Annotated in this window: 19 protein-coding genes; 3 read left to right on the top strand and 16 right to left on the bottom strand. The window is 40.9% G+C overall.

Annotated features, from left to right (window positions below; genetic code table 11):
• On the bottom strand, nucleotides 1-1,119 hold the full coding sequence (gene dinB, locus AC1DYB_RS24960; protein ID WP_477438929.1) for a DNA polymerase IV: 1,119 nt from the start codon (nucleotides 1,117-1,119) through the stop codon (nucleotides 1-3).
• 76 nt (nucleotides 1,120-1,195) lie between these two features.
• Nucleotides 1,196-1,378: a hypothetical protein gene (locus AC1DYB_RS24955; protein WP_477438926.1), complete on the bottom strand. Its 183-nt coding sequence runs from the start codon at nucleotides 1,376-1,378 to the stop codon at nucleotides 1,196-1,198.
• 569 nt (nucleotides 1,379-1,947) lie between these two features.
• On the opposite strand from AC1DYB_RS24955, the gene AC1DYB_RS24950 reads away from it, so the two are divergent.
• Entirely contained in the window at nucleotides 1,948-2,547 is a 600-nt protein-coding gene (locus AC1DYB_RS24950; RefSeq protein ID WP_477438924.1) for a GIN domain-containing protein, read from the top strand.
• 277 nt (nucleotides 2,548-2,824) lie between these two features.
• On the opposite strand, the gene AC1DYB_RS24945 is transcribed toward AC1DYB_RS24950, so the two are convergent.
• On the bottom strand, nucleotides 2,825-3,421 hold the full coding sequence (locus AC1DYB_RS24945; protein WP_477438922.1) for a gliding motility-associated C-terminal domain-containing protein: 597 nt from the start codon (nucleotides 3,419-3,421) through the stop codon (nucleotides 2,825-2,827).
• Between the two features lie 140 nt (nucleotides 3,422-3,561).
• Complete coding sequence (locus AC1DYB_RS24940; RefSeq protein WP_477438920.1) at nucleotides 3,562-5,715, bottom strand: hypothetical protein; 2,154 nt, start codon at nucleotides 5,713-5,715, stop codon at nucleotides 3,562-3,564.
• A gap of 489 nt (nucleotides 5,716-6,204) precedes the next feature.
• On the opposite strand from AC1DYB_RS24940, the gene AC1DYB_RS24935 reads away from it, so the two are divergent.
• Complete coding sequence (locus tag AC1DYB_RS24935) at nucleotides 6,205-6,885, top strand: LuxR C-terminal-related transcriptional regulator (RefSeq protein ID WP_477438918.1); 681 nt, start codon at nucleotides 6,205-6,207, stop codon at nucleotides 6,883-6,885.
• A 441-nt stretch (nucleotides 6,886-7,326) separates the two neighbouring features.
• Nucleotides 7,327-8,565 carry an ABC transporter permease gene (locus tag AC1DYB_RS24930; RefSeq protein WP_295716046.1) on the top strand — a complete coding sequence of 413 codons (1,239 nt, stop codon included), beginning with the start codon at nucleotides 7,327-7,329 and terminating at the stop codon, nucleotides 8,563-8,565.
• Nucleotides 8,566-8,758: 193 nt separating this feature from the next.
• Here AC1DYB_RS24930 and AC1DYB_RS24925 read toward each other — a convergent pair whose 3' ends face one another.
• The 12 genes from AC1DYB_RS24925 to AC1DYB_RS24870 all read right to left on the bottom strand — a co-directional run bounded on the left by AC1DYB_RS24925 (nucleotide 8,759) and on the right by AC1DYB_RS24870 (nucleotide 17,471).
• A complete protein-coding gene (locus AC1DYB_RS24925; RefSeq protein WP_477438916.1) occupies nucleotides 8,759-9,223 on the bottom strand; it encodes a phosphatidylglycerophosphatase A family protein in 465 nt (154 codons plus the stop codon).
• A gap of 47 nt (nucleotides 9,224-9,270) precedes the next feature.
• On the bottom strand, nucleotides 9,271-9,630 hold the full coding sequence (locus tag AC1DYB_RS24920; RefSeq protein WP_477438914.1) for a helix-turn-helix domain-containing protein: 360 nt from the start codon (nucleotides 9,628-9,630) through the stop codon (nucleotides 9,271-9,273).
• A complete protein-coding gene (locus AC1DYB_RS24915) occupies nucleotides 9,614-9,925 on the bottom strand; it encodes a type II toxin-antitoxin system HigB family toxin (RefSeq protein ID WP_295716077.1) in 312 nt (103 codons plus the stop codon). Before AC1DYB_RS24915 ends, AC1DYB_RS24920 begins: the two co-directional genes overlap by 17 nt.
• Before the next feature lie 107 nt (nucleotides 9,926-10,032).
• A complete protein-coding gene (locus tag AC1DYB_RS24910; protein ID WP_295716039.1) occupies nucleotides 10,033-10,854 on the bottom strand; it encodes a TerC family protein in 822 nt (273 codons plus the stop codon).
• 37 nt (nucleotides 10,855-10,891) lie between these two features.
• Complete coding sequence (locus AC1DYB_RS24905) at nucleotides 10,892-11,812, bottom strand: hypothetical protein (protein WP_477438911.1); 921 nt, start codon at nucleotides 11,810-11,812, stop codon at nucleotides 10,892-10,894.
• Nucleotides 11,813-12,194: 382 nt separating this feature from the next.
• Nucleotides 12,195-13,337, bottom strand: coding sequence for a toxic anion resistance protein (locus AC1DYB_RS24900; RefSeq protein WP_477438909.1), 1,143 nt, complete (start codon nucleotides 13,335-13,337; stop codon nucleotides 12,195-12,197).
• 75 nt (nucleotides 13,338-13,412) lie between these two features.
• On the bottom strand, nucleotides 13,413-14,027 hold the full coding sequence (locus AC1DYB_RS24895) for a TerD family protein (RefSeq protein ID WP_295716033.1): 615 nt from the start codon (nucleotides 14,025-14,027) through the stop codon (nucleotides 13,413-13,415).
• Nucleotides 14,028-14,031: 4 nt separating this feature from the next.
• The gene (locus tag AC1DYB_RS24890) at nucleotides 14,032-14,586 is read right to left on the bottom strand and encodes a TerD family protein (RefSeq protein WP_295716031.1); all 555 of its coding nucleotides are present in this window, start codon (nucleotides 14,584-14,586) and stop codon (nucleotides 14,032-14,034) included.
• Nucleotides 14,576-15,421, bottom strand: a complete 846-nt coding sequence (locus AC1DYB_RS24885) for a phosphoribosyltransferase family protein (RefSeq protein WP_477438906.1) — start codon at nucleotides 15,419-15,421, stop codon at nucleotides 14,576-14,578. Before AC1DYB_RS24885 ends, AC1DYB_RS24890 begins: the two co-directional genes overlap by 11 nt.
• Complete coding sequence (locus AC1DYB_RS24880) at nucleotides 15,421-16,113, bottom strand: HAD family hydrolase (RefSeq protein WP_477438904.1); 693 nt, start codon at nucleotides 16,111-16,113, stop codon at nucleotides 15,421-15,423. The genes AC1DYB_RS24885 and AC1DYB_RS24880 overlap by 1 nt, the downstream gene beginning before the upstream one ends.
• Before the next feature lie 99 nt (nucleotides 16,114-16,212).
• A complete protein-coding gene (locus tag AC1DYB_RS24875) occupies nucleotides 16,213-16,887 on the bottom strand; it encodes a TerD family protein (RefSeq protein ID WP_477394195.1) in 675 nt (224 codons plus the stop codon).
• Between the two features lie 8 nt (nucleotides 16,888-16,895).
• Entirely contained in the window at nucleotides 16,896-17,471 is a 576-nt protein-coding gene (locus AC1DYB_RS24870; RefSeq protein ID WP_477438902.1) for a TerD family protein, read from the bottom strand.
• Nucleotides 17,472-17,578: the final 107 nt, after the last annotated feature.

Genomic DNA, 17,578 nt, shown 5'->3' with positions numbered 1-17,578 from the left:
CTATAACTTTAAAGTCAGTTGATCTCCGGGGCCGATTTCTTTTTCTTCTTTATGCCTGGGTACAATATCACCAAAATTGGATAGCGAAATGCCTAACAGCCTGATGCGGGTATCATCCGGGTTAGTAGCAGCCATCAGCTGTTTAGCCGTTTGGCTAATAGTTTCCAGATCGTTAAACGCGGTAGTAAATGATTGATTGCGGGTGATCTGCCTAAAATCGCTGTATTTTACTTTGAGGGTAAGCGTTCGGCCTTTCAGCTCATACTTTAGCAAACGGTTATGAACAGTAAGCGCTATCTTATCCAGTTCGGCCTCCATTTCGGGCAGGGTGGTAAGGTCATAGGCAAAGGTATCCTCGGCACCTAATGATTTGGTTTCGCGGTGGGGCTGTACTTCCCTGTTATCAATACCGCGTACTATCTGGTAGTAAAACCTGCCGGGCTTGCCAAAGTGTTTGGTCATTTCCTCCTCGCTCTGCCTCTTTAGGTCGGCGCCGGTGTGCAGGCCCATTTGCTTCATTTTCTGGGCAGTTACCTTGCCTACGCCAAAAAACTTTTCGACCCCTAAAGCCTCCATAAAAGCTTCAATATTTGATGGCCCTATAAACTTCAGGCCATCGGGTTTATTAATATCGGATGCTATTTTGGCTACAAATTTATTGATAGATACACCTGCCGAGGCTGTTAGGTTTAACTCGTCTTTAATGGCCTGTTTTATTTGCTTGGCAATATCAATGGCCGAGCCGATGTTGAGTTTATCGTTGGTAACATCAAGATAAGCCTCATCTAAAGAGAGCGGCTCTATCAGGTCCGTATACCTGCTAAAAATCTCCCTGATCCGTTCCGAAACCTCTTTATAAGCCGCAAAGCGTGGCCTTACAAACAAGGCATCGGGACATAGCTGCAAAGCCCTTTTTGATGACATGGCCGAGCGGACACCAAACTTACGGGCCTCATAACTGGCCGTGGCTACTACCCCGCCCCTGCCCTGCGGCAAACCACCAACTACCAACGGCTTGCCCCGGTACTCCGGAAAATCCCGCTGCTCAACAGACGCGTAGAATGCATCCATATCAATATGGATAATTTTACGGATGATCTGTATAGGTTGGTCTGGCATCGGTATTGCAAATATAAGCTGCCCTGCTTCGCAAAAAGGTATCAATAATTTTTATTCAATGATGCGGCACAACACCTTAATAATGACCAGGCTTTTTTGCTCCCCGCTTATAAATCCCCTTTAGCCGTAATTTGGCAGATGTAACCTCCTGCCCTGCATTGGCCTTGATGCCGGGCTTATCATCTTTGCCGTTTGTAACTATACCCTCATTATAGGCCGAAGGAATCCATTCGAGGTTTAGTTTATATCCGCTATGCATATTATGCCGTTTTAATGCTATCAATCTTCATCATGCCAGCTGCCAAAAACAATTGTGTTGTTATGCCGGCTATTTTGCAGGGCTTAGTAATACCCTCATTTAATCCTCAAAAATCAAGATCTTTTACGCGGGCAAAACGGCTCAATAAGCAAGGATAATCACAAAAACAGTTACTCCTGAACGCCGGGAGCCGAAAGCAAGACTATTGGGCAAAAAAAACTCCTCACATCCTGCCGTTTTACGCCCATCGAAAATAACATCCGTGACAAATATTTCGGCAAAAAGCAATCAAATATATGCTACCAACCTCCCAGAACTTATTTTAACTTTCTTTAAATCAATGAATTATATATTATCGAACTTTCAAAAACACAGCAAAAAATCTTAGTGTAATAATTACACTAAGATGAATAATATCACCCAAGGAAACCACATCTTTGCAGTGAAAAATAGGACAGCAATATATAACCCTAAGGGCGACAATATCGGGTTAAAATTGGCCCCGTTTTTTGGTTGTATTCATAGATAAGCAATACAATTAATTAACATAACAATTAAAAAATAAAACAATGAAAACCAAAATTTTATCCGTAATCACCATGTTTGTTGTGGTTTTAGGTTTAACAAAATCAACCTACGCCAACTCATTAACAATGGATGCCTTCACCCTATTAAATGATATCAGCACCATCAATAAAATAGAAGTTCACGGGAATGTAGAACTATACATATCTGATGCAACTCAAGACCAGGTAAAAGTTTACAATAAATACTACGCCGAACGCGCATTAGTGCAAAGCAAAAACGGCGTGCTAAGCATTGCCTCATACACCAACGAAAAACTGGTAGTTTGGGTAAGCGCTGCCGACCTTCGTTCCGTTTCGGTATTTGATAACTCCACCGTAAAATCATTCGGTAAACTATCAAAAATTGAATTTAATGTAGATTTACACAATAACGCCGTAGCCAGTTTAAACTTAGACGCGTTTAGTACTACCGTAACCGTAAAAGATAACGCAACGGCCGATTTAAAAGGCGCCACAGAAGAATTAAACCTGAACAGGGCAATCCAGTCAAACGTTAAAAGTAACAACTTTGCTGTAAGCCATTTAGTTGAAAACAAAGCCATTTATACTGCCGGTATGGGCAGCAACACAATGGGCATGTAAACCCGACTTTTGCAAAAGTCCATCATATATTACGGAAGCTATCTGCTAAGCAGGTAGCTTTTTTTGTTTTTGGGGTATTTATAATCGGGCCTTTCCCCCACCTGTCGAGGCATACAATCCAGAGGGGATTGAATGGGCAATCACGCTTTGAAAGATTTGTCATCCTGAACGCAGTGAAGGATCTATTCGCAGACTGTACAGGGCGAAAAAGCAACGCGAAGAATAGATGCTTCACTGCGTTCAGTATGGCAAAATGTGTTTTTGCAAACTCATTCCCCTACCTGATCAGCGTAACAGATCCGCTTTGACGGGCGCTTGTACCATCTGGCATGTTATAAGTGGCAATCCAATAGTACACTCCAGAAGCTACCACGCTACCTTTATAGGTTCCATCCCAACCCTGGAATATGCTTCGGGATTGGAACAGTTGATTACCCCAGCGATTATATATTACCAGTTTAAAATTGAGTGGATTACTTTCCTGGTTAGGCCTGAAAACATCGTTTGCACCATCGCCATTAGGTGTAAAAGCATTGGGGAAAACTACCGGCTCGCACTGATCCTGAATTATATCAATATCAATTTCGTCTAAAATACAGCCCTGCTGGTTAAGTATAGTAAAATGATTGGGGCCAGGGAGTAAATCTTTAATGGTTTGATCAATTGAAAACACGTCATTATCATGTTTTACTTTTACAGCACCTTTGCCATCTCCACTTATGGTAAACTTTATTTCGCCAAGTAATTTGCAAACCGGGGCCTTAACCTTATAAATCAGGCCCGGTTTATCCAATGTAAAATCAGGAACTGTTACCTGCTGCTCTTTATGATCGCCTCCGGATGAGTTGATTACTAATGTGTATGTGCCGGGCATCAGAAAATTAAATACCCCCGTACTATTATTCGCATTATTTAGGGTATAGGTGTAGGTGTCCGGATGATCCTGGGTAATTACTTTTACGCTAGCCTGCCCGTAAGCGCTACATTCCGCCTGTATTTGTACCTCATTTATGGTTATTGGCGGGCAAATATCCTGTTGCAGGGTATAGTCCTTTCATCGGCTATGCAACCATTTTGATTTAGAATAGTAAAATGGTAGTCGCCCGCGGTTAAGCCGGTAAATGTGTGATCAAATTTAAAAACCTGGCCATTGTACCTGATATTATAAGTTGCGTTGGCCACTCCCGCATCGAATTTAATGCTGCCTTTAGCATCACATAAAGGATTAATTTTGGTAAATGTTATAGCCGGATTGTTTAAGGTAAAATCAGGAACTGTTACCTGTTGTTCTTTATGGTCGCCACCCGATGAATTGATTATTAATGTGTAGGCTCCCGGCGTCAAAAAATCAAATATCCCCGTATTATTGCTCTCATTATTTAGGGTATAGGTGTAAGTGTCCGGATGATCCTGGGTAATTACTTTTACGCTGGCCTGCCTGTACACATTACATTCGGCCTGCATTTGTACATCCATGATGGTTATTGGCGGGCAATTATCCTGCTGCAGGTTGTAGTCCTTTTCATCGACTATGCAGCCGTTTTGGTTTAGAATAGTAAAATTGTAGTTGCCCGCGGCTAAGCCGGTAAATGTATGATCAAATTTAAAAATCTGGCCATCGTATCTGATACTATAGGTTGCGTTGGCTACGCCCGCATCAAGTTTAAGGCTACCCTTAACATCGCATACAGGATTGATTTTGGTAAAAGTTATAACCGGATTGTTAATTGAATAATCAGGAACCACAAATTGCAAGCTTGTTGCGCTGAACAGCCCATCCGATTCTACTATTACGGTGTAATTTCCCGGATTCAGATTATTGAAAACCCCGGTTGCATTAGTTATACCATTTAAAGTATAAGTATAATGATCTGTATGAGGAGGAGTAATCACTTTTACGCTGCCCTGATTGTAAACATCACACTCCTGCAGTATCTCTTTATCAATGTTTGGTATTGGCGGGCAGTTACCCGGCAACAGGGCATAATCTTTTTCGTCGGTTACGCAGCCATTTTCATTCAATATGGTAAAGTGATAATTGCCTGCTATTAAGTCGGTAAAAGTATGGTCAAAGCCAAAAATTTGACCGTTAAACTTAATGCTATGTGTTGCGTTTGCATTACCTGCATCAAGTTTAATACTTCCCTTTTTTGAACACATTGGATTTGTCTTAGTAAGGGTTATAACGGGATTACCAATTGTAAAATCCGGCACTGTAAAATAAACCTGGTTTGGAGGTTCGGTACCGTCTGATGAAATAGTTACGGTATAATTACCCGGACTAAGGTCATCAAAAATACCGGTTAAACTGCTTTCCCCGGTGTTTAGCTTATAGGTGTAGTGGGCGGTGTGCGGCTTGGGAACAACTTCTGCACGCCCTTTATTAAACACATTGCACTCCTGACTTGTATTTACATGATCGATTTCGATATATTGTACGGTCCCTGCTTCCGCGTCACTTGCGGCATCCAGAGTTTGATAGGGTAGCACACCAACAACATCCTTAATAACCCTTTTTTGCATATCAAGCTCATAAATCTGCCGTACCGGATATTCGGTAAAGGCATATACTTTAGTAACTCCATTTATTGTTGCTGCTGTTAAACTGTAAATAGTTTCACCGGGTATGGGTATGTATAGTGTACTAAGGGCAACATTTGCCAAATTGATCTTGGCTATGCCCTCACCTGCAGCCACATATAATTCATTGTTATAAAACATCAGGTCTCCCTGTGCACTATAGGGCATCGTCCCTATAAAAATTGTTCTTTTGTTGGCCGGATTAAATGAATATAGCTCGCTACTTATTGCATAGTATAAAATTCCCTGCTTGTCAACAGTAAGTGCATTACCAAAATTACCGTCGCCTAAAAAAACACAATTGGTAATAACAGGTGAATTACCACCCGTTATATCACCAGCAAACATCGAAGAACCGTTACTGTAGTACAATTTATTGCCTAATATGGCTATAGAAAAAAACTCATTGGTTCCACATCCTCCAACAGGCACCGACAATGGACCATTAGGTGTTAAGGTAACGCGTTGCAGAGGCACGCCGTACGCTGCAATATAAAATTGCTGGCAATATCCCTTAACTAACGTTAAAAAGAAAATGGCAAAAAAAAGTAATGCGCTTTTAAAGGGAGATGTAATGGTATAAGACAAGGAATAAGTTTTGCGGGCAAATATAGAAATATTACCTTTTAGGATGCTGACTTTTCTGCCTTTCCTAGTGTTTTCTCCGATGGCTTGCTGACCCAATGAGATGCGTCAGCAGCCCCCAATTATCCCCTCCAGCATTCCCGGTATTCCCGCAGGAATGTTCCCCGCAACAGCAAGGGCCTACCCTTGTGAAGCGGGGAATTGCTCATTGTTGCGGATAACAGCTGTTATCCGCAACATTTTTTTATGATAAGGTTTAGGCTTAAAGCGTTTTTTTGAAAAGCAGTAAATAGTAGCTATACCATCAAACTTTAAGCAGGATGAGCCAATCTTTAAACTGACTATTTACCTGCTTCAAAGTATCACAAAAATCAAGCGTAAAACAATACCTACTTCTGGGTATATTGTGCATAAAAATCATATCCTTCAATACAATTGCCTGCTTCTAAAACAATTGCTATATTGCTATTTATTAATCATTTTAATCACTGCATGGGTATATCAAACGATTTAGAACAAAGAATTAAAGCCGAGATTGATAAAATACATGCCGTTGCTCATTTGCTGCCAGGTGTTACCATTATTCACCGTATGCCCGATTTTATTCTCGAATACATGTCGCCAAGTGGGCTAAATCAATTGGGGATCAGCTTGGCAGAGTTTCGCAGTTATACGCCTTCAGAGTATATAGCTAACTATTTTAGTCCCGAGGACGCAGAAACGTATGTGCCTAAGATCAAACTTATGATTGAGCGGAACAACGATGAAGATATTACCTTTTTTCAGCAGGTAAAAATAAATGGTAACCCGGATTGGGTGTGGCATTTAAGTACGATGAAAATTTTGATGCGTGATGATGAGGGGCTACCGTTGCTAACGATCAATATGGCTTTTAAGGTTGATCCCATACAGCATATCACCGTCAAAGTAGAGCGGATGCTGCAGGAAAACACGTTTCTGCGTAAAAACTACCAGCTGTTCTCTAACCTCACCAAACGCGAACGCGAAATTTTGCGTTTATTGGCGCTGGGTAAAAGCTCGTCAGAAATAGCCGATCAATTATTTATTGCCGTAGGTACAGTAGAAACTCACCGTAAAAAAATCAAACACAAACTAAAAGTGAATTCATTTTTTGATCTATCGCAATATGCTATGGCGTTTGACCTTATATAACCAAGCAAATACCCTCCTTTAGTCCAACTTTTGGAGTTGTATCTACATAGGACGTGCTTTACTTTACACCTTTTCGTATAATTTCACACTTTCTTTACAATTTCACACAAAGTTTGAATAATAAGAAAGTAAATTTCATATTTGAAAAGCTTTAGTTAATACCAAAAGGGGGATTAGTTTAGGGGAACTAATTCCCCCTTATCTATTAATAAAGCGAAAACATACGGCCAACCCAGGGCTGTGCAGATGGCCGAGATCAGGAGCAAATAAATACTCCACATAGTATCATAGCAGGATTAATATTCACAATATTTTATATTTTGAAATGTCTTTTATCTTTTCGTGTTTCATCTTATCTTGCCTCCTCATTCTTTTTAATGATGACTGTAACAAACCTATAGGGTTGTTAGTCATATAGCTGCTTATTACATAATTACGCCCATGCCGGTAAAAACCACTCTTAGCGAAAATATTTCGATAGCGTTACAATCAATAGCCGGTAACAGGTTGCGCACTTCGCTTACCGCGTTAATTATTGCTATAGGGATTATGGCGTTGGTAAGTATTTTAACGGCTATTGAGGGTATAAGGCAGTTTACAAATGATGCCTTCGCCGATTTGGGCGCCAACTCCTTCACTATTCAAAATCGCGGCGAGGGCTTAAATTTCGGTAACGGCGGTCATCGTAAGATATATCCATCCATTACCTATGACCAGGCCGATCGTTTTAAAAAAACCTTTAAACTACCCGTAATAGTTGCTGTTAATTTAGATGTTACAGGCATAGCGATAGCCAAATTTGGCAGCGAAAAAACAAATCAGAATATCTCCGTCTCCGGATCAAACGAAAACTACCTGGCCACCAGTGGTAAAAAACTGTCCTTTGGCCGTAATTTTTCAACCTCCGAGTTGGAACACGGCTCAAATGTGGTGCTTATAGGCGATGAGATCAAACAAAAGCTTTTTAAACACTCCGATCCTGTTAATCAAAACGTTTTTATCGGGGGTATTAAATATAAAATAGTAGGGGTTATAGCATCAAAAGGTTCAAGCTCATTTGGGGGAGATAAATTTTGTATTATTCCCATATTGAAAGCCAAACAGATAGATACCAATAAGAAGGCATCATATACCATTACCGTTAAGGTAAAAGGCCCCGGAGCCCTGGATGCAACAATTGGTGAGGCAACATCCCTATTCAGGAACGTGCGCAGCCTTAATGTGGTTAATGCAACTAATTTTGAAATTTCACGGAGTGATTCTGTTCAGCAGGAGCTTTCAAGCCAGCTGGCCGGTATTACGGCAGGAGGTTTTGCCATCAGTATTATTACCCTGATTGGCGCTGCAATAGGACTCATGAATATTATGCTGGTATCCGTTACCGAGCGTACCCGCGAAATTGGTGTACGTAAAGCTGTTGGCGCCACACAATCAGTGATTCGCAAACAATTTTTAATTGAAGCTATCGTAATCTGCCTCATGGGCGGGGCGGCGGGCATAGTGCTTGGGATGGCTGCAGGTAACGTAATTGCCGTTCAAATAAGCGGGACATTTGCAATACCATATGGCTGGCTTGTATTTGCGGTAGTACTATGTACGTTTATCGGGCTGATATCGGGCTATTACCCTGCCAAAAAAGCCGCCAAACTGGATCCCGTTGAGGCTTTGCGTTACGAGTAAGGCTAAAATTCACTATGCGATTGCCTTTGATATAAAATCCCGGGGACACTGAATGGGAACGACGTTTTAAAAGATTTGCCATCCTGAACGCAGTGAAGGATCTATTCGCAGACTTTACAAGGCGAAGAAGCATGGCGAATAACAGATCCTTCACTGCGTTCAGGATGACAAAAAGCTTTTTTTTATATTGCCTCTACATGCCAAATTTCATCCAAACCAAATATCCAACCCATAGCAGAATGTTGGAGTAAACACCAGCCAATACATCATCCATCATCACGCCGGTACCGCTGGGCAGGGCTTCCATTTTACGGATTCCCAGGGGTTTTACAATATCAAAAAAACGGAATAGTACCAGGCCCGCTAATAAAAAGTAAAGGTTTTGCGGGATAAACACCATGGTAATAAGCATACCTGCCACTTCATCTATCACCACGCGCGAGCTGTCTTCGCCCCAGTCGGGTTCAACTTTATTGCTTACGTAAACACCCCAAAGGGTTATAATAATAGTGATAGCTAATAAATAAAATGGATTTTGAAGAGCAGCGCATTGCCACAAAAGCCAGATGCCACCACAGGTAACAATAGCTGCATAAGTACCGCCCCCCTTTAAAAAACCTATACCGAAGATGGAGGCTATTATTTTGTTGAATTTCATTGTTAAATTTTCCTCGCCTTTTTTCTAAAAGATCGATTTTTTCAATATTAATATACCTGTATCAGAACTTCAGCAGGAATATTTAACATCTCGGTTAATTTGCGGATCATGGACAGGCTTAATTTTCTTTTCCCTGATAAAATTTCAGACTTACGTGAACGATTGCCTAAAATGTTGCTTAACTCACTTTCTGATAAATTCATTTGTTCCATCCGGAACCTTATTGCATCTAATGGATTAGGATAAGCAACCGGATAATGAACCAGTTCATACTCCTTAACAAGTATACTTAAAACCTCAAGCTCATCAGAACTTGCAGAACCTTCAATGATATCGGTTTGCATTAATTCATATACACGCGCTAATGCTTCGTTATATTCTTCTTCTGTTTTAATTGGTTTTAACATAGCTTATTGTTTTAGCATTTATCTTGTCGTATTGATTGTGTGTTCCAAACCAAACCACAAAAACAATTTTCAATCGGTATTCTATATCCACAATTAAACGATAACTGTTGCCGTGAATATTGAATACTACTCTCTTTTCATTTAGTATTGAAGCATTTCTGTAATGCGCCTTTAATTCATTGGGGTTATTCCAGATCGCTAATAACGCTTCTTCATGCCAACTTAATAAAGCTTGTTCTGCCTGATGAAATTCTAAAATATATTCTTTTAATGTTTTTATAGCTATCACCCGCATATAGTACAAATATAGCATATGTTCCCATATTGGTAACAAAAAAAGCAAATAATAGAGTTATATTATTTGCTTCGCCATTATTTCGGTTTTAATCTTCTGCTATCCGCCTACTGCTTATCCAGCACGTCCTCGGCAGCCTCGGCCACTTCTGGTTCAATGGTATGGCGTTTCGGAAAATTGAACAGTAACGATGTTAATACCGGGATAATGAATATGGCCACGGTAAATACCGAAGTTACGATATCAGCGCTTTCGCCTTCCATCATTTTGGAGAAAGGCGCTTCCGGATAAAAGTGAATATATAAGGAAGACGATAATTTAATACCCAATACACCAATCACAATGAAAGCTACTGTTTCCAGGAAAGTAAATTTCTCCATCAGCTTTACAAATGCCTGGGCCACAAAACGCATAGCCAGGATACCAATAAATACGCCGATGTAGATTAAAACCACATGATCTGTAAAGGCCACTGCAGCAAATACGTTATCTATAGAAAAGGCAAGGTCCATCAACTCAACCAAAGCCACTGTAGCCCAAAATACGCCAAACACCCCAACGGTTGATTTGTATAGCCAATTTTTGCTTTTATCTACCTCTGGTTCTTCGCCGCCGGAATTTGCCGCCTGTATTTTCCCTTTAAAATAATCAAAACTGAGGTATAACAGGTACAAACCGCCAATAGGTTTTAACCACCAGATTTTTACCAGCCAGGCGGCCAAAAACAGGCACACGCCGCGCAAAACGTACGCGCCGATAATACCATATCTTAAAGCTTTTTTTCGCTGATCTTTTGGCAAATCCAATACCATGGTTGCCAGTACGGCAGCGTTATCAACAGAAAGCAAACTCTCAATTAAAATAAGGTTTAAAATAATGAGGAGGCCCGCTTTAATATCCGGGCCTAATATGTAGTGAAAAAAATCCATGGTAGCAGGTAATGTATTTTTGTTAATGTTAAATAAACTAAATTAAATCGGTATTCAGCATACTTTTTAAAATATTGGCCTGAACATCAATATTGGTAATATCATCAAGGAAACTGATATCCGAGATCTTTTTATAATTATCGGCAAGCAGGCTTGTAATTTCGGCTGGCATGTATACTTTCATGGCCGCGGCATTACCCTCCAGCTTGTCGTTCTTGTTCTTAAGTTCGTAAACCAGTTTTTCTTTTTTAGACAGATTGGTTGACATATCTATATCCGATATTTTGGCTTTATCAAAAAACACAAACAGGCTATCCTGTGGGGCATATAAAAAATAACGGTCAACCTCCACAAACTTATATATCTCAATAACCTGGCTGCCCGATTTTAACCCGCAATAAAATTCGGTTTTAAAATCATATTTGCACAATACGCCCATCAGTTTGCGCTGTATGGTAGCGTACTCGTTCTTATAAACATCGGGAAGATTGTAAGCCGTTACTTCTTCCACCAGATCATTACTGATGGTGTAGAAAAAATCGGCGGCAAACCGGGAGCTGAAAGAGTTGATGTTTTTAGAAAGCGGATTGTCGTTAGCGCTATCAGACAACACCTGGAACAATTTGCGCAATGAAAGATTGATCTTTAATGCCTGCCTTTGCTTTTCTATATTAAAATTAGCAATGGTATAGGTTGGATCATTTAACCGCTCAATCATTTCTTTATTGATCTGGATCTCATCAAACAACAGACTAATATTGCCTTCGTTGTTCTTCTTGATCTTGCGAAGCAGATCAATCAAACTTTGAGTGAATTGCAGGTGAAACAGATCGAGTTTATTGATATCCAGTTCGGGATTGCTCTCAAATAGTTTATGGATCACCTGGCTGCGCAGGTAAATTTTATAAATAATATCGTCGCCAAAATACACAGAAAGCAATTGCAGCTTACTGAGCATTCTGTTGGATTGATTTAGAATATTTAACCGGTTTTCATCCATGTACTGAGTACAAAATTACGAAAAAAGAAGCCTTGCCCAAAGCGCCGTCAAAGGAGATGACTTTAAAAACAAAATCGCCTGTGGGTACAGGCGATTGGGTATAAAATTCTTATTAATCACGTCACGAGCACAGGGCGGTAGCCCATGACGTTTTTTGCAAAAAATTTTTTTTTCATCCTGAACGTAGTGAAGGATCTATTATCCGCCATGCTTCTTCGCCCTGTAAAGTCTGCGAATAGATCCTTCACTACGTTCAGGACGACAAACCTTTTAAAACGTCGACTCTACTTCAGAGTCGCTGGATTTCGTACTCTCGCAATGACGAGTTCATTATATGCTTTTACGCGTTCGTCACGTGTTTCTTCAACTCAGTTTCCAACGATTGAAGCTCGGTATTCAGCGTTTTCCGGTTTGCGGTACCTTCATCGTGGATGCGTTTTACCTCGGTGAGGGTTTCTATCAACGATGCGGTGGTGCGTTTCAGGGTATCCAATGACACTACCGTTTTCTCGTTCTCGCGGGCTACATCAATGCTGTTTTGTTTAAGCAACTCGGCATTTTTTTGTAGGATGGTGTTCGTGGTATCCGAAATCTTTTTCTGCATCTCCACATTTTCCTTTTGCCTGTTTAGGGCAACGGCTATGGTTAACTGGTTTTTCCAAACCGGAATGGTGGTTGATACTATTGATTGTGCTTTTTCGGCAATGGTAGTATTGTTACTTTGCACTATCCTGATTTGAGCCAGCGATTGCATCATGATAAAGCGAACCACTTTTAAATCGGCAAGGCGTTTATCCAGGCGGTTCACAAAATCGCGCAGGTCGGCAATTTCGTAATCATTATAGGCTGATGGATTGGCGTCCATCTGTGCCAGCTGCTCGTTCAGTTCGTTGTATTTTAACTGGCCCGATATAATAAGCTCCTCCATCTGGTGGATGTAGGTCACATTGCTATCAAACATGGTTTGCAACGAGCTGTTATCCTTTAATGAATTTACGCGGCCGGCTTTGATCTTATTAGTGATCTTATCAATATTGTTAATTACAGTATCGTATTTCTGGAAAAGTTTTTTGGCATCAAATACCAATTTTTTAACAAAGGGAATATGCGATATAAATGAGGTAAACGCGTTTTGGTTTAACTCATCCACGTCGATGTAATTAAGCTCGGTAAGCAAATCGTTGATCAGCAAACCAACCTCACCTGAGTTATAGGTACGTACCGATGTTAAAAAGTTATTACTGTACTTCTCCATTGAAGCCTGCACATCGGTGCCGTAGTTAAGGATGGAGTTAACATCTTTGGGATCCAGCGCTTTTGCTACCTCACTGTATTTTTGCACCTCGGTAGTTGTAATATTGCTCAGGTCTACATTGCCTTCTTTATCCAGCAGCTTTACCGGAGTGGTAGTACCCGGGGCAGGATTAATATCCAGGTTAACCGGGGTTATATTTATTGGGTTATTATTAGGTGTGCCTTCCATGATTTTTTTCTGTTGAAATAGTTGATCGATTATAGCACCCGGATAACCAATATATACCCTGGTGCTTAATTTCTGTTATAAATAATTATTCGTTACTGTTTTAACGGTTTCTTCCAGCTTACGGTCGCGGGTTGGTTCGCCAATTGCATTAAATTTCCACTCGCCGTTCTTTTTATAAAAAACGCCCAGCACCATGGCCACATGGCCAGCAAAATCCTTACTGTGCGCAATATCATAAGTAGCAAACACCTCGTTTACGCGGGTAGGTGTGCCTTCATAAATGCGGATGGATGCAAAGGGGATCGACCCAAAATCCTGCCCGCGGAAACTGTTCAGCATAAAAGCCACATAAGTTACTGATGCCGCAAGGCCCGAAAGATTTACCGTAATCACTTCGTTATCCAGGCCATCATTCCCGTTTAAATCGCCGGTAAGGTCATCACCACTATGCTTTACAGAACCATCTTTTGATTTTAAGTTACCAAAATAGATCACATCTACCAGGTGCTTGTTCTCATCAAATAAGGCGCAGCTGGCATCCAGATCTACAGCTTCTTTGGTTACACCAAAGCCAAAGAGGCCTTTCTTTTCTATAGCGCCCCAGTTGATGCCTATACAAACACTTTGCAATTTGCTGCCATTACTTTTTTCGAGACTGATGCGCTGTCCCTTTTGAAGATTGATTGCCATAATTTTATTGGTATTTGGTTAAGTAATCCTGCAAGCCGCCTTTCATGCCGGCACCAACAGCTTCAAATTTCCAGTTGTTGTCTTTTTTGTAGATGCGACCAAACTCAACCGCTGTTTCTATAGAGAAATCCTCTTCCAGCTCGTATTTTAAAATATCGGCACCTGTCTCGGCATCAAATATCCTGATGAAAGAATTACGCACCTGGCCAAAGTTTTGTTTGCGGGCCTCGGCCTCGTGGATAGTTACCACAATGCAGATCTCGGATACTTTAGCATCCGCTTTTGACAGATCAACCTTTACCTGCTCATCATCGCCATCGCCGGCACCGGTAAGGTTATCGCCAGTATGTTCAACCGAGCCATCCGGCGATTTAAGATTATTGTAGAATACAAAATATTCATCGGCCACCAATCTTTTGTTATCACCTAAAATAAAAACAGAGGCATCTAAATCAAACGCGCTGCCTGTTGATGAACTATTGGTATCCCAGCCCAGCCCGATGGTGAATTTTGGGGCATGTATTGCCTCGCGCTGGCCTTTTTGCAAATTAATTGCCATGTTTAATTAAATTTTTGTTGTTTATAAATAGGTTTTCGGTAATAAAGTTAAGGTTTTTGGCATAAGCGTCAATAGTATGATAGCCATTGCCCAAAGCCATATCGTAAAGCAAGTTTACAAAATCCATGGTTTGGTTTTGTATAAAAATGCCGAAACAATCGGAATTATAATTCAGGATATATTTTACTATCCGGGTATTGATACAAAAGTTGCCGCTTTGAATAATAGGCTCCAGGTCAAATATCGTTTTTACCTGGTGATAGTTCAAAAAGTTCTCGATGTTGGGGTGGATGTTTTGGTTCACCAGTTCGGCAAAATAAAGCATGTAAATATCGTTGCTTAAACCATAGGCCTTAACCATTTTCATGATCATGCGCTCGTGACTGCCGGTGATTTTAATATCATCCAAAAATATTAACGTTTTATCGATCAAAAAATCTTTATCAATATGAAACGAATCGTTGCCTATCAAATTCATTCTTTGCTCGGCGTTCAACTCTCCATAATCCTCTTTGTAAGTTATGGTGCGGTGTACCTTGGTTTCCTGCACTACGGGGAAGCCATGCTGCGCCAGCCAACGGTTAAGCTCATACACAAACCAGGTTTTCATGGCAAAGGTCGCAGTCGGGATAAACGAGTACGGGCTTGATATTACCACAATTTGCTGTGATACAGGTTTGCCGGTTAACTGGTTTTTTATAAAACCATCGGCCAGGGCTGTGCCAAATTTGCGGGATACGGCGTCGTCCCCAAATTTGAAACGGCTGTAGCTGTCTGGGCAAAAGCCAAATTGGGTAGGGTTATCAATATGATGTAATGACCAGGTAGCGTTCATTAACTTATTAAGCTTAAAATGGATTGGTTGTTTGAGTTGATGAGCAAACTTTTAATGCCTGCAGTGTTGGCGCCTTCTATATCAGCCTTAGGGTTATCGCCTATATGAATGATTTTATTTAAATTGATAGTTTCACCCGTATTGATCCGTTTTATGTGCTGCATCATCAAAAAAAACAAAGACGGGTTTGGTTTTGACATCCCCACTTCGTCAGAATACAGCTGAAAATCAAAGTATTCATTCATCTTTAATTCAACCAGTACTTTTCTTAATGTTGCCCCTTTAATAAAGCCGGTGTTACTTAACAAACTAAAGGTACTGCCACCTTTTTCTTTTAGATGCTGCAACGTTGGAATTGTTACAGATGAGTAAACAACCGGTAAATAGTAAAACAGCAGCTTATCCATATCCTGGTACAATTTGCCTGTATCAATATCAGCAAGGCTTAACTGGTTGTCATTAATCAGGCTGATTACCATGAGGTACATTTCATCAGCATCAATATTTTTCCCGGTACTTTCGTTTACGGCATTGCACATCAGATCTACCTGCCTGAATGCTTTTGCAACCTCATCTATACTTTTACCCGTAGGGTTAAAATCGCGATGAAAGATCTTGGTACGCTCAATCTTGAAATAAGGGTTTGATTTGATCAGTGTAAGCCAAAGATCGAAGGAATAGTGGAGGAACATAGGCAGGTTTAGAGGGAGTCAAGAATCAAGAGTTAAGAATCAAGCTGGCAGATAAGTGCAGCTTCCTGAATCTTGATTCTTAACTCTTGATTCTGTCTTTTAATACTGTTTAAGTAATTCTAAAAAATTATCGGTGGTATGCGGTTCGCCAATGGCGCGGAATTTCCAGGAGCCATCTTTGCGGTAAACCTCGGCAAACTTCATGGAGCACATGCCGTTAAAAGTTGAATCTCCGGATAGGCTGAATTTGGCTATCTCTTTACCACTATTATCAACCGCCCGGATAAAAGCATTCTCCACCATGCCAAAATGCTGATTGTTTTTTTGCCCCTGGTATATGGCTACGATGAATAATATGCGGTCGAATTTTGGGTCGAGCGAATCCAGCTTTACAATGATCTGCTCATCGTCGCCATCACCGGCGCCCGTACGGTTATCGCCGGTAAGCCAGATGTGGTTTGATGGGTGCCTCATCGAGTTGAAGTAGATTACATCACCTTCATATAAACTCACTTTATTGCCATTAGGTTTTTGCCAGGTACGGCCCCTATCGGCTACCTTGCCGTTTTTATCCAGCAGGAACGCTATAGCATCCAAATCGTACTCCACCTCTTCGGCCCCGCCGCCAAACAGCTTCCCTAAAAAGCCGCCGCCGCCATGGCTTTGCCTTACATCCCAACCCAAACCAATGGTTACCGAAGACAGATCGAAGCTTTCGCCCTTATCATTTTTACGAAGATCAATAGTTTGACCTTTTACCAGATTTATTGCCATTGTATTACTTATTTAATGATCTGCCCTTTAAAATACTTGCTTAAAAAGAAGGCAAGGTCCTCTTTATAGCCCACACCAGATGCCTCGAATTTCCAGGCGCCGCTACGGCGGTATAGCCTGCCAAATTCAACAGCGGTTTCGATAGAGAAATCCTCACCCAATTCATATTTACAAACTTCGCCGCCGGTTTGCTCATCAATAATGCGGATGTACGAATCGCGCACCTGGCCAAAGTTTTGCCTGCGGGCCTGTGCCTCATGGATGGTTACCACAAATAATATTTCCTGTATCTTGGAATCTACCTTAGTAAGATCGATATTGATGGATTCGTCATCGCCGCCATCACTGTTACCGCCAGACGGATCATCGCCTGTATGGTGAACAGCCGTATCGGGAGAATCTACATTGTTATAAAAAACGAAAAACTCGTCCTGGGGCACAAACCTGTTGGCATCTATCATGATTGCCGATACATCCAAATCGAAATCATAACCTGTGCCTTCGTTTGGGTTCCAGCCCAAACCAACTGTCATTTTTGACAGCCCAATATCTATTTTTTGCCCTTTTTGAAGATTAATAGCCATGGTATAATTGTTTATATAAAAGACTTGCAAACCCTTATAATGTTACGGAAATGCAGGTGTAATTTGCTTTAATTATGATCCGAAATTTTAAACTAAGATATATGTTT

This window comes from Mucilaginibacter sp. P2_A4, from assembly GCF_056405015.1.
This window is presented reverse-complemented; position numbering and strand designations above follow the sequence as displayed.

What these genes read in the sequence shown, in the direction of transcription:
- AC1DYB_RS24935 (WP_477438918.1), top strand. Translation starts at nt 6,205, where the DNA reads ATGGGTATATCAAACGATTTAGAACAAAGAATTAAAGCCGAGATTGAT.
- AC1DYB_RS24885 (WP_477438906.1), bottom strand. Translation starts at nt 15,421, where the DNA reads ATGAACGCTACCTGGTCATTACATCATATTGATAACCCTACCCAATTT.
- AC1DYB_RS24900 (WP_477438909.1), bottom strand. Translation starts at nt 13,337, where the DNA reads ATGGAAGGCACACCTAATAATAACCCAATAAATATAACCCCGGTTAAC.
- AC1DYB_RS24925 (WP_477438916.1), bottom strand. Translation starts at nt 9,223, where the DNA reads ATGAAATTCAACAAAATAATAGCCTCCATCTTCGGTATAGGTTTTTTA.
- AC1DYB_RS24950 (WP_477438924.1), top strand. Translation starts at nt 1,948, where the DNA reads ATGAAAACCAAAATTTTATCCGTAATCACCATGTTTGTTGTGGTTTTA.
- AC1DYB_RS24890 (WP_295716031.1), bottom strand. Translation starts at nt 14,586, where the DNA reads ATGGCAATTAATTTGCAAAAAGGCCAGCGCGAGGCAATACATGCCCCA.
- AC1DYB_RS24895 (WP_295716033.1), bottom strand. Translation starts at nt 14,027, where the DNA reads ATGGCAATCAATCTTCAAAAGGGACAGCGCATCAGTCTCGAAAAAAGT.
- AC1DYB_RS24880 (WP_477438904.1), bottom strand. Translation starts at nt 16,113, where the DNA reads ATGTTCCTCCACTATTCCTTCGATCTTTGGCTTACACTGATCAAATCA.
- AC1DYB_RS24910 (WP_295716039.1), bottom strand. Translation starts at nt 10,854, where the DNA reads ATGGATTTTTTTCACTACATATTAGGCCCGGATATTAAAGCGGGCCTC.
- dinB (WP_477438929.1), bottom strand. Translation starts at nt 1,119, where the DNA reads ATGCCAGACCAACCTATACAGATCATCCGTAAAATTATCCATATTGAT.
- AC1DYB_RS24870 (WP_477438902.1), bottom strand. Translation starts at nt 17,471, where the DNA reads ATGGCTATTAATCTTCAAAAAGGGCAAAAAATAGATATTGGGCTGTCA.
- AC1DYB_RS24945 (WP_477438922.1), bottom strand. Translation starts at nt 3,421, where the DNA reads ATGCCCGGCACATACACATTAGTAATCAACTCATCCGGAGGCGATCAT.
- AC1DYB_RS24875 (WP_477394195.1), bottom strand. Translation starts at nt 16,887, where the DNA reads ATGGCAATAAATCTGGTAAAAGGTCAAACTATTGATCTTCGTAAAAAT.
- AC1DYB_RS24920 (WP_477438914.1), bottom strand. Translation starts at nt 9,630, where the DNA reads ATGTTAAAACCAATTAAAACAGAAGAAGAATATAACGAAGCATTAGCG.
- AC1DYB_RS24930 (WP_295716046.1), top strand. Translation starts at nt 7,327, where the DNA reads ATGCCGGTAAAAACCACTCTTAGCGAAAATATTTCGATAGCGTTACAA.
- AC1DYB_RS24915 (WP_295716077.1), bottom strand. Translation starts at nt 9,925, where the DNA reads ATGCGGGTGATAGCTATAAAAACATTAAAAGAATATATTTTAGAATTT.
- AC1DYB_RS24905 (WP_477438911.1), bottom strand. Translation starts at nt 11,812, where the DNA reads ATGCTCAGTAAGCTGCAATTGCTTTCTGTGTATTTTGGCGACGATATT.
- AC1DYB_RS24955 (WP_477438926.1), bottom strand. Translation starts at nt 1,378, where the DNA reads ATGCATAGCGGATATAAACTAAACCTCGAATGGATTCCTTCGGCCTAT.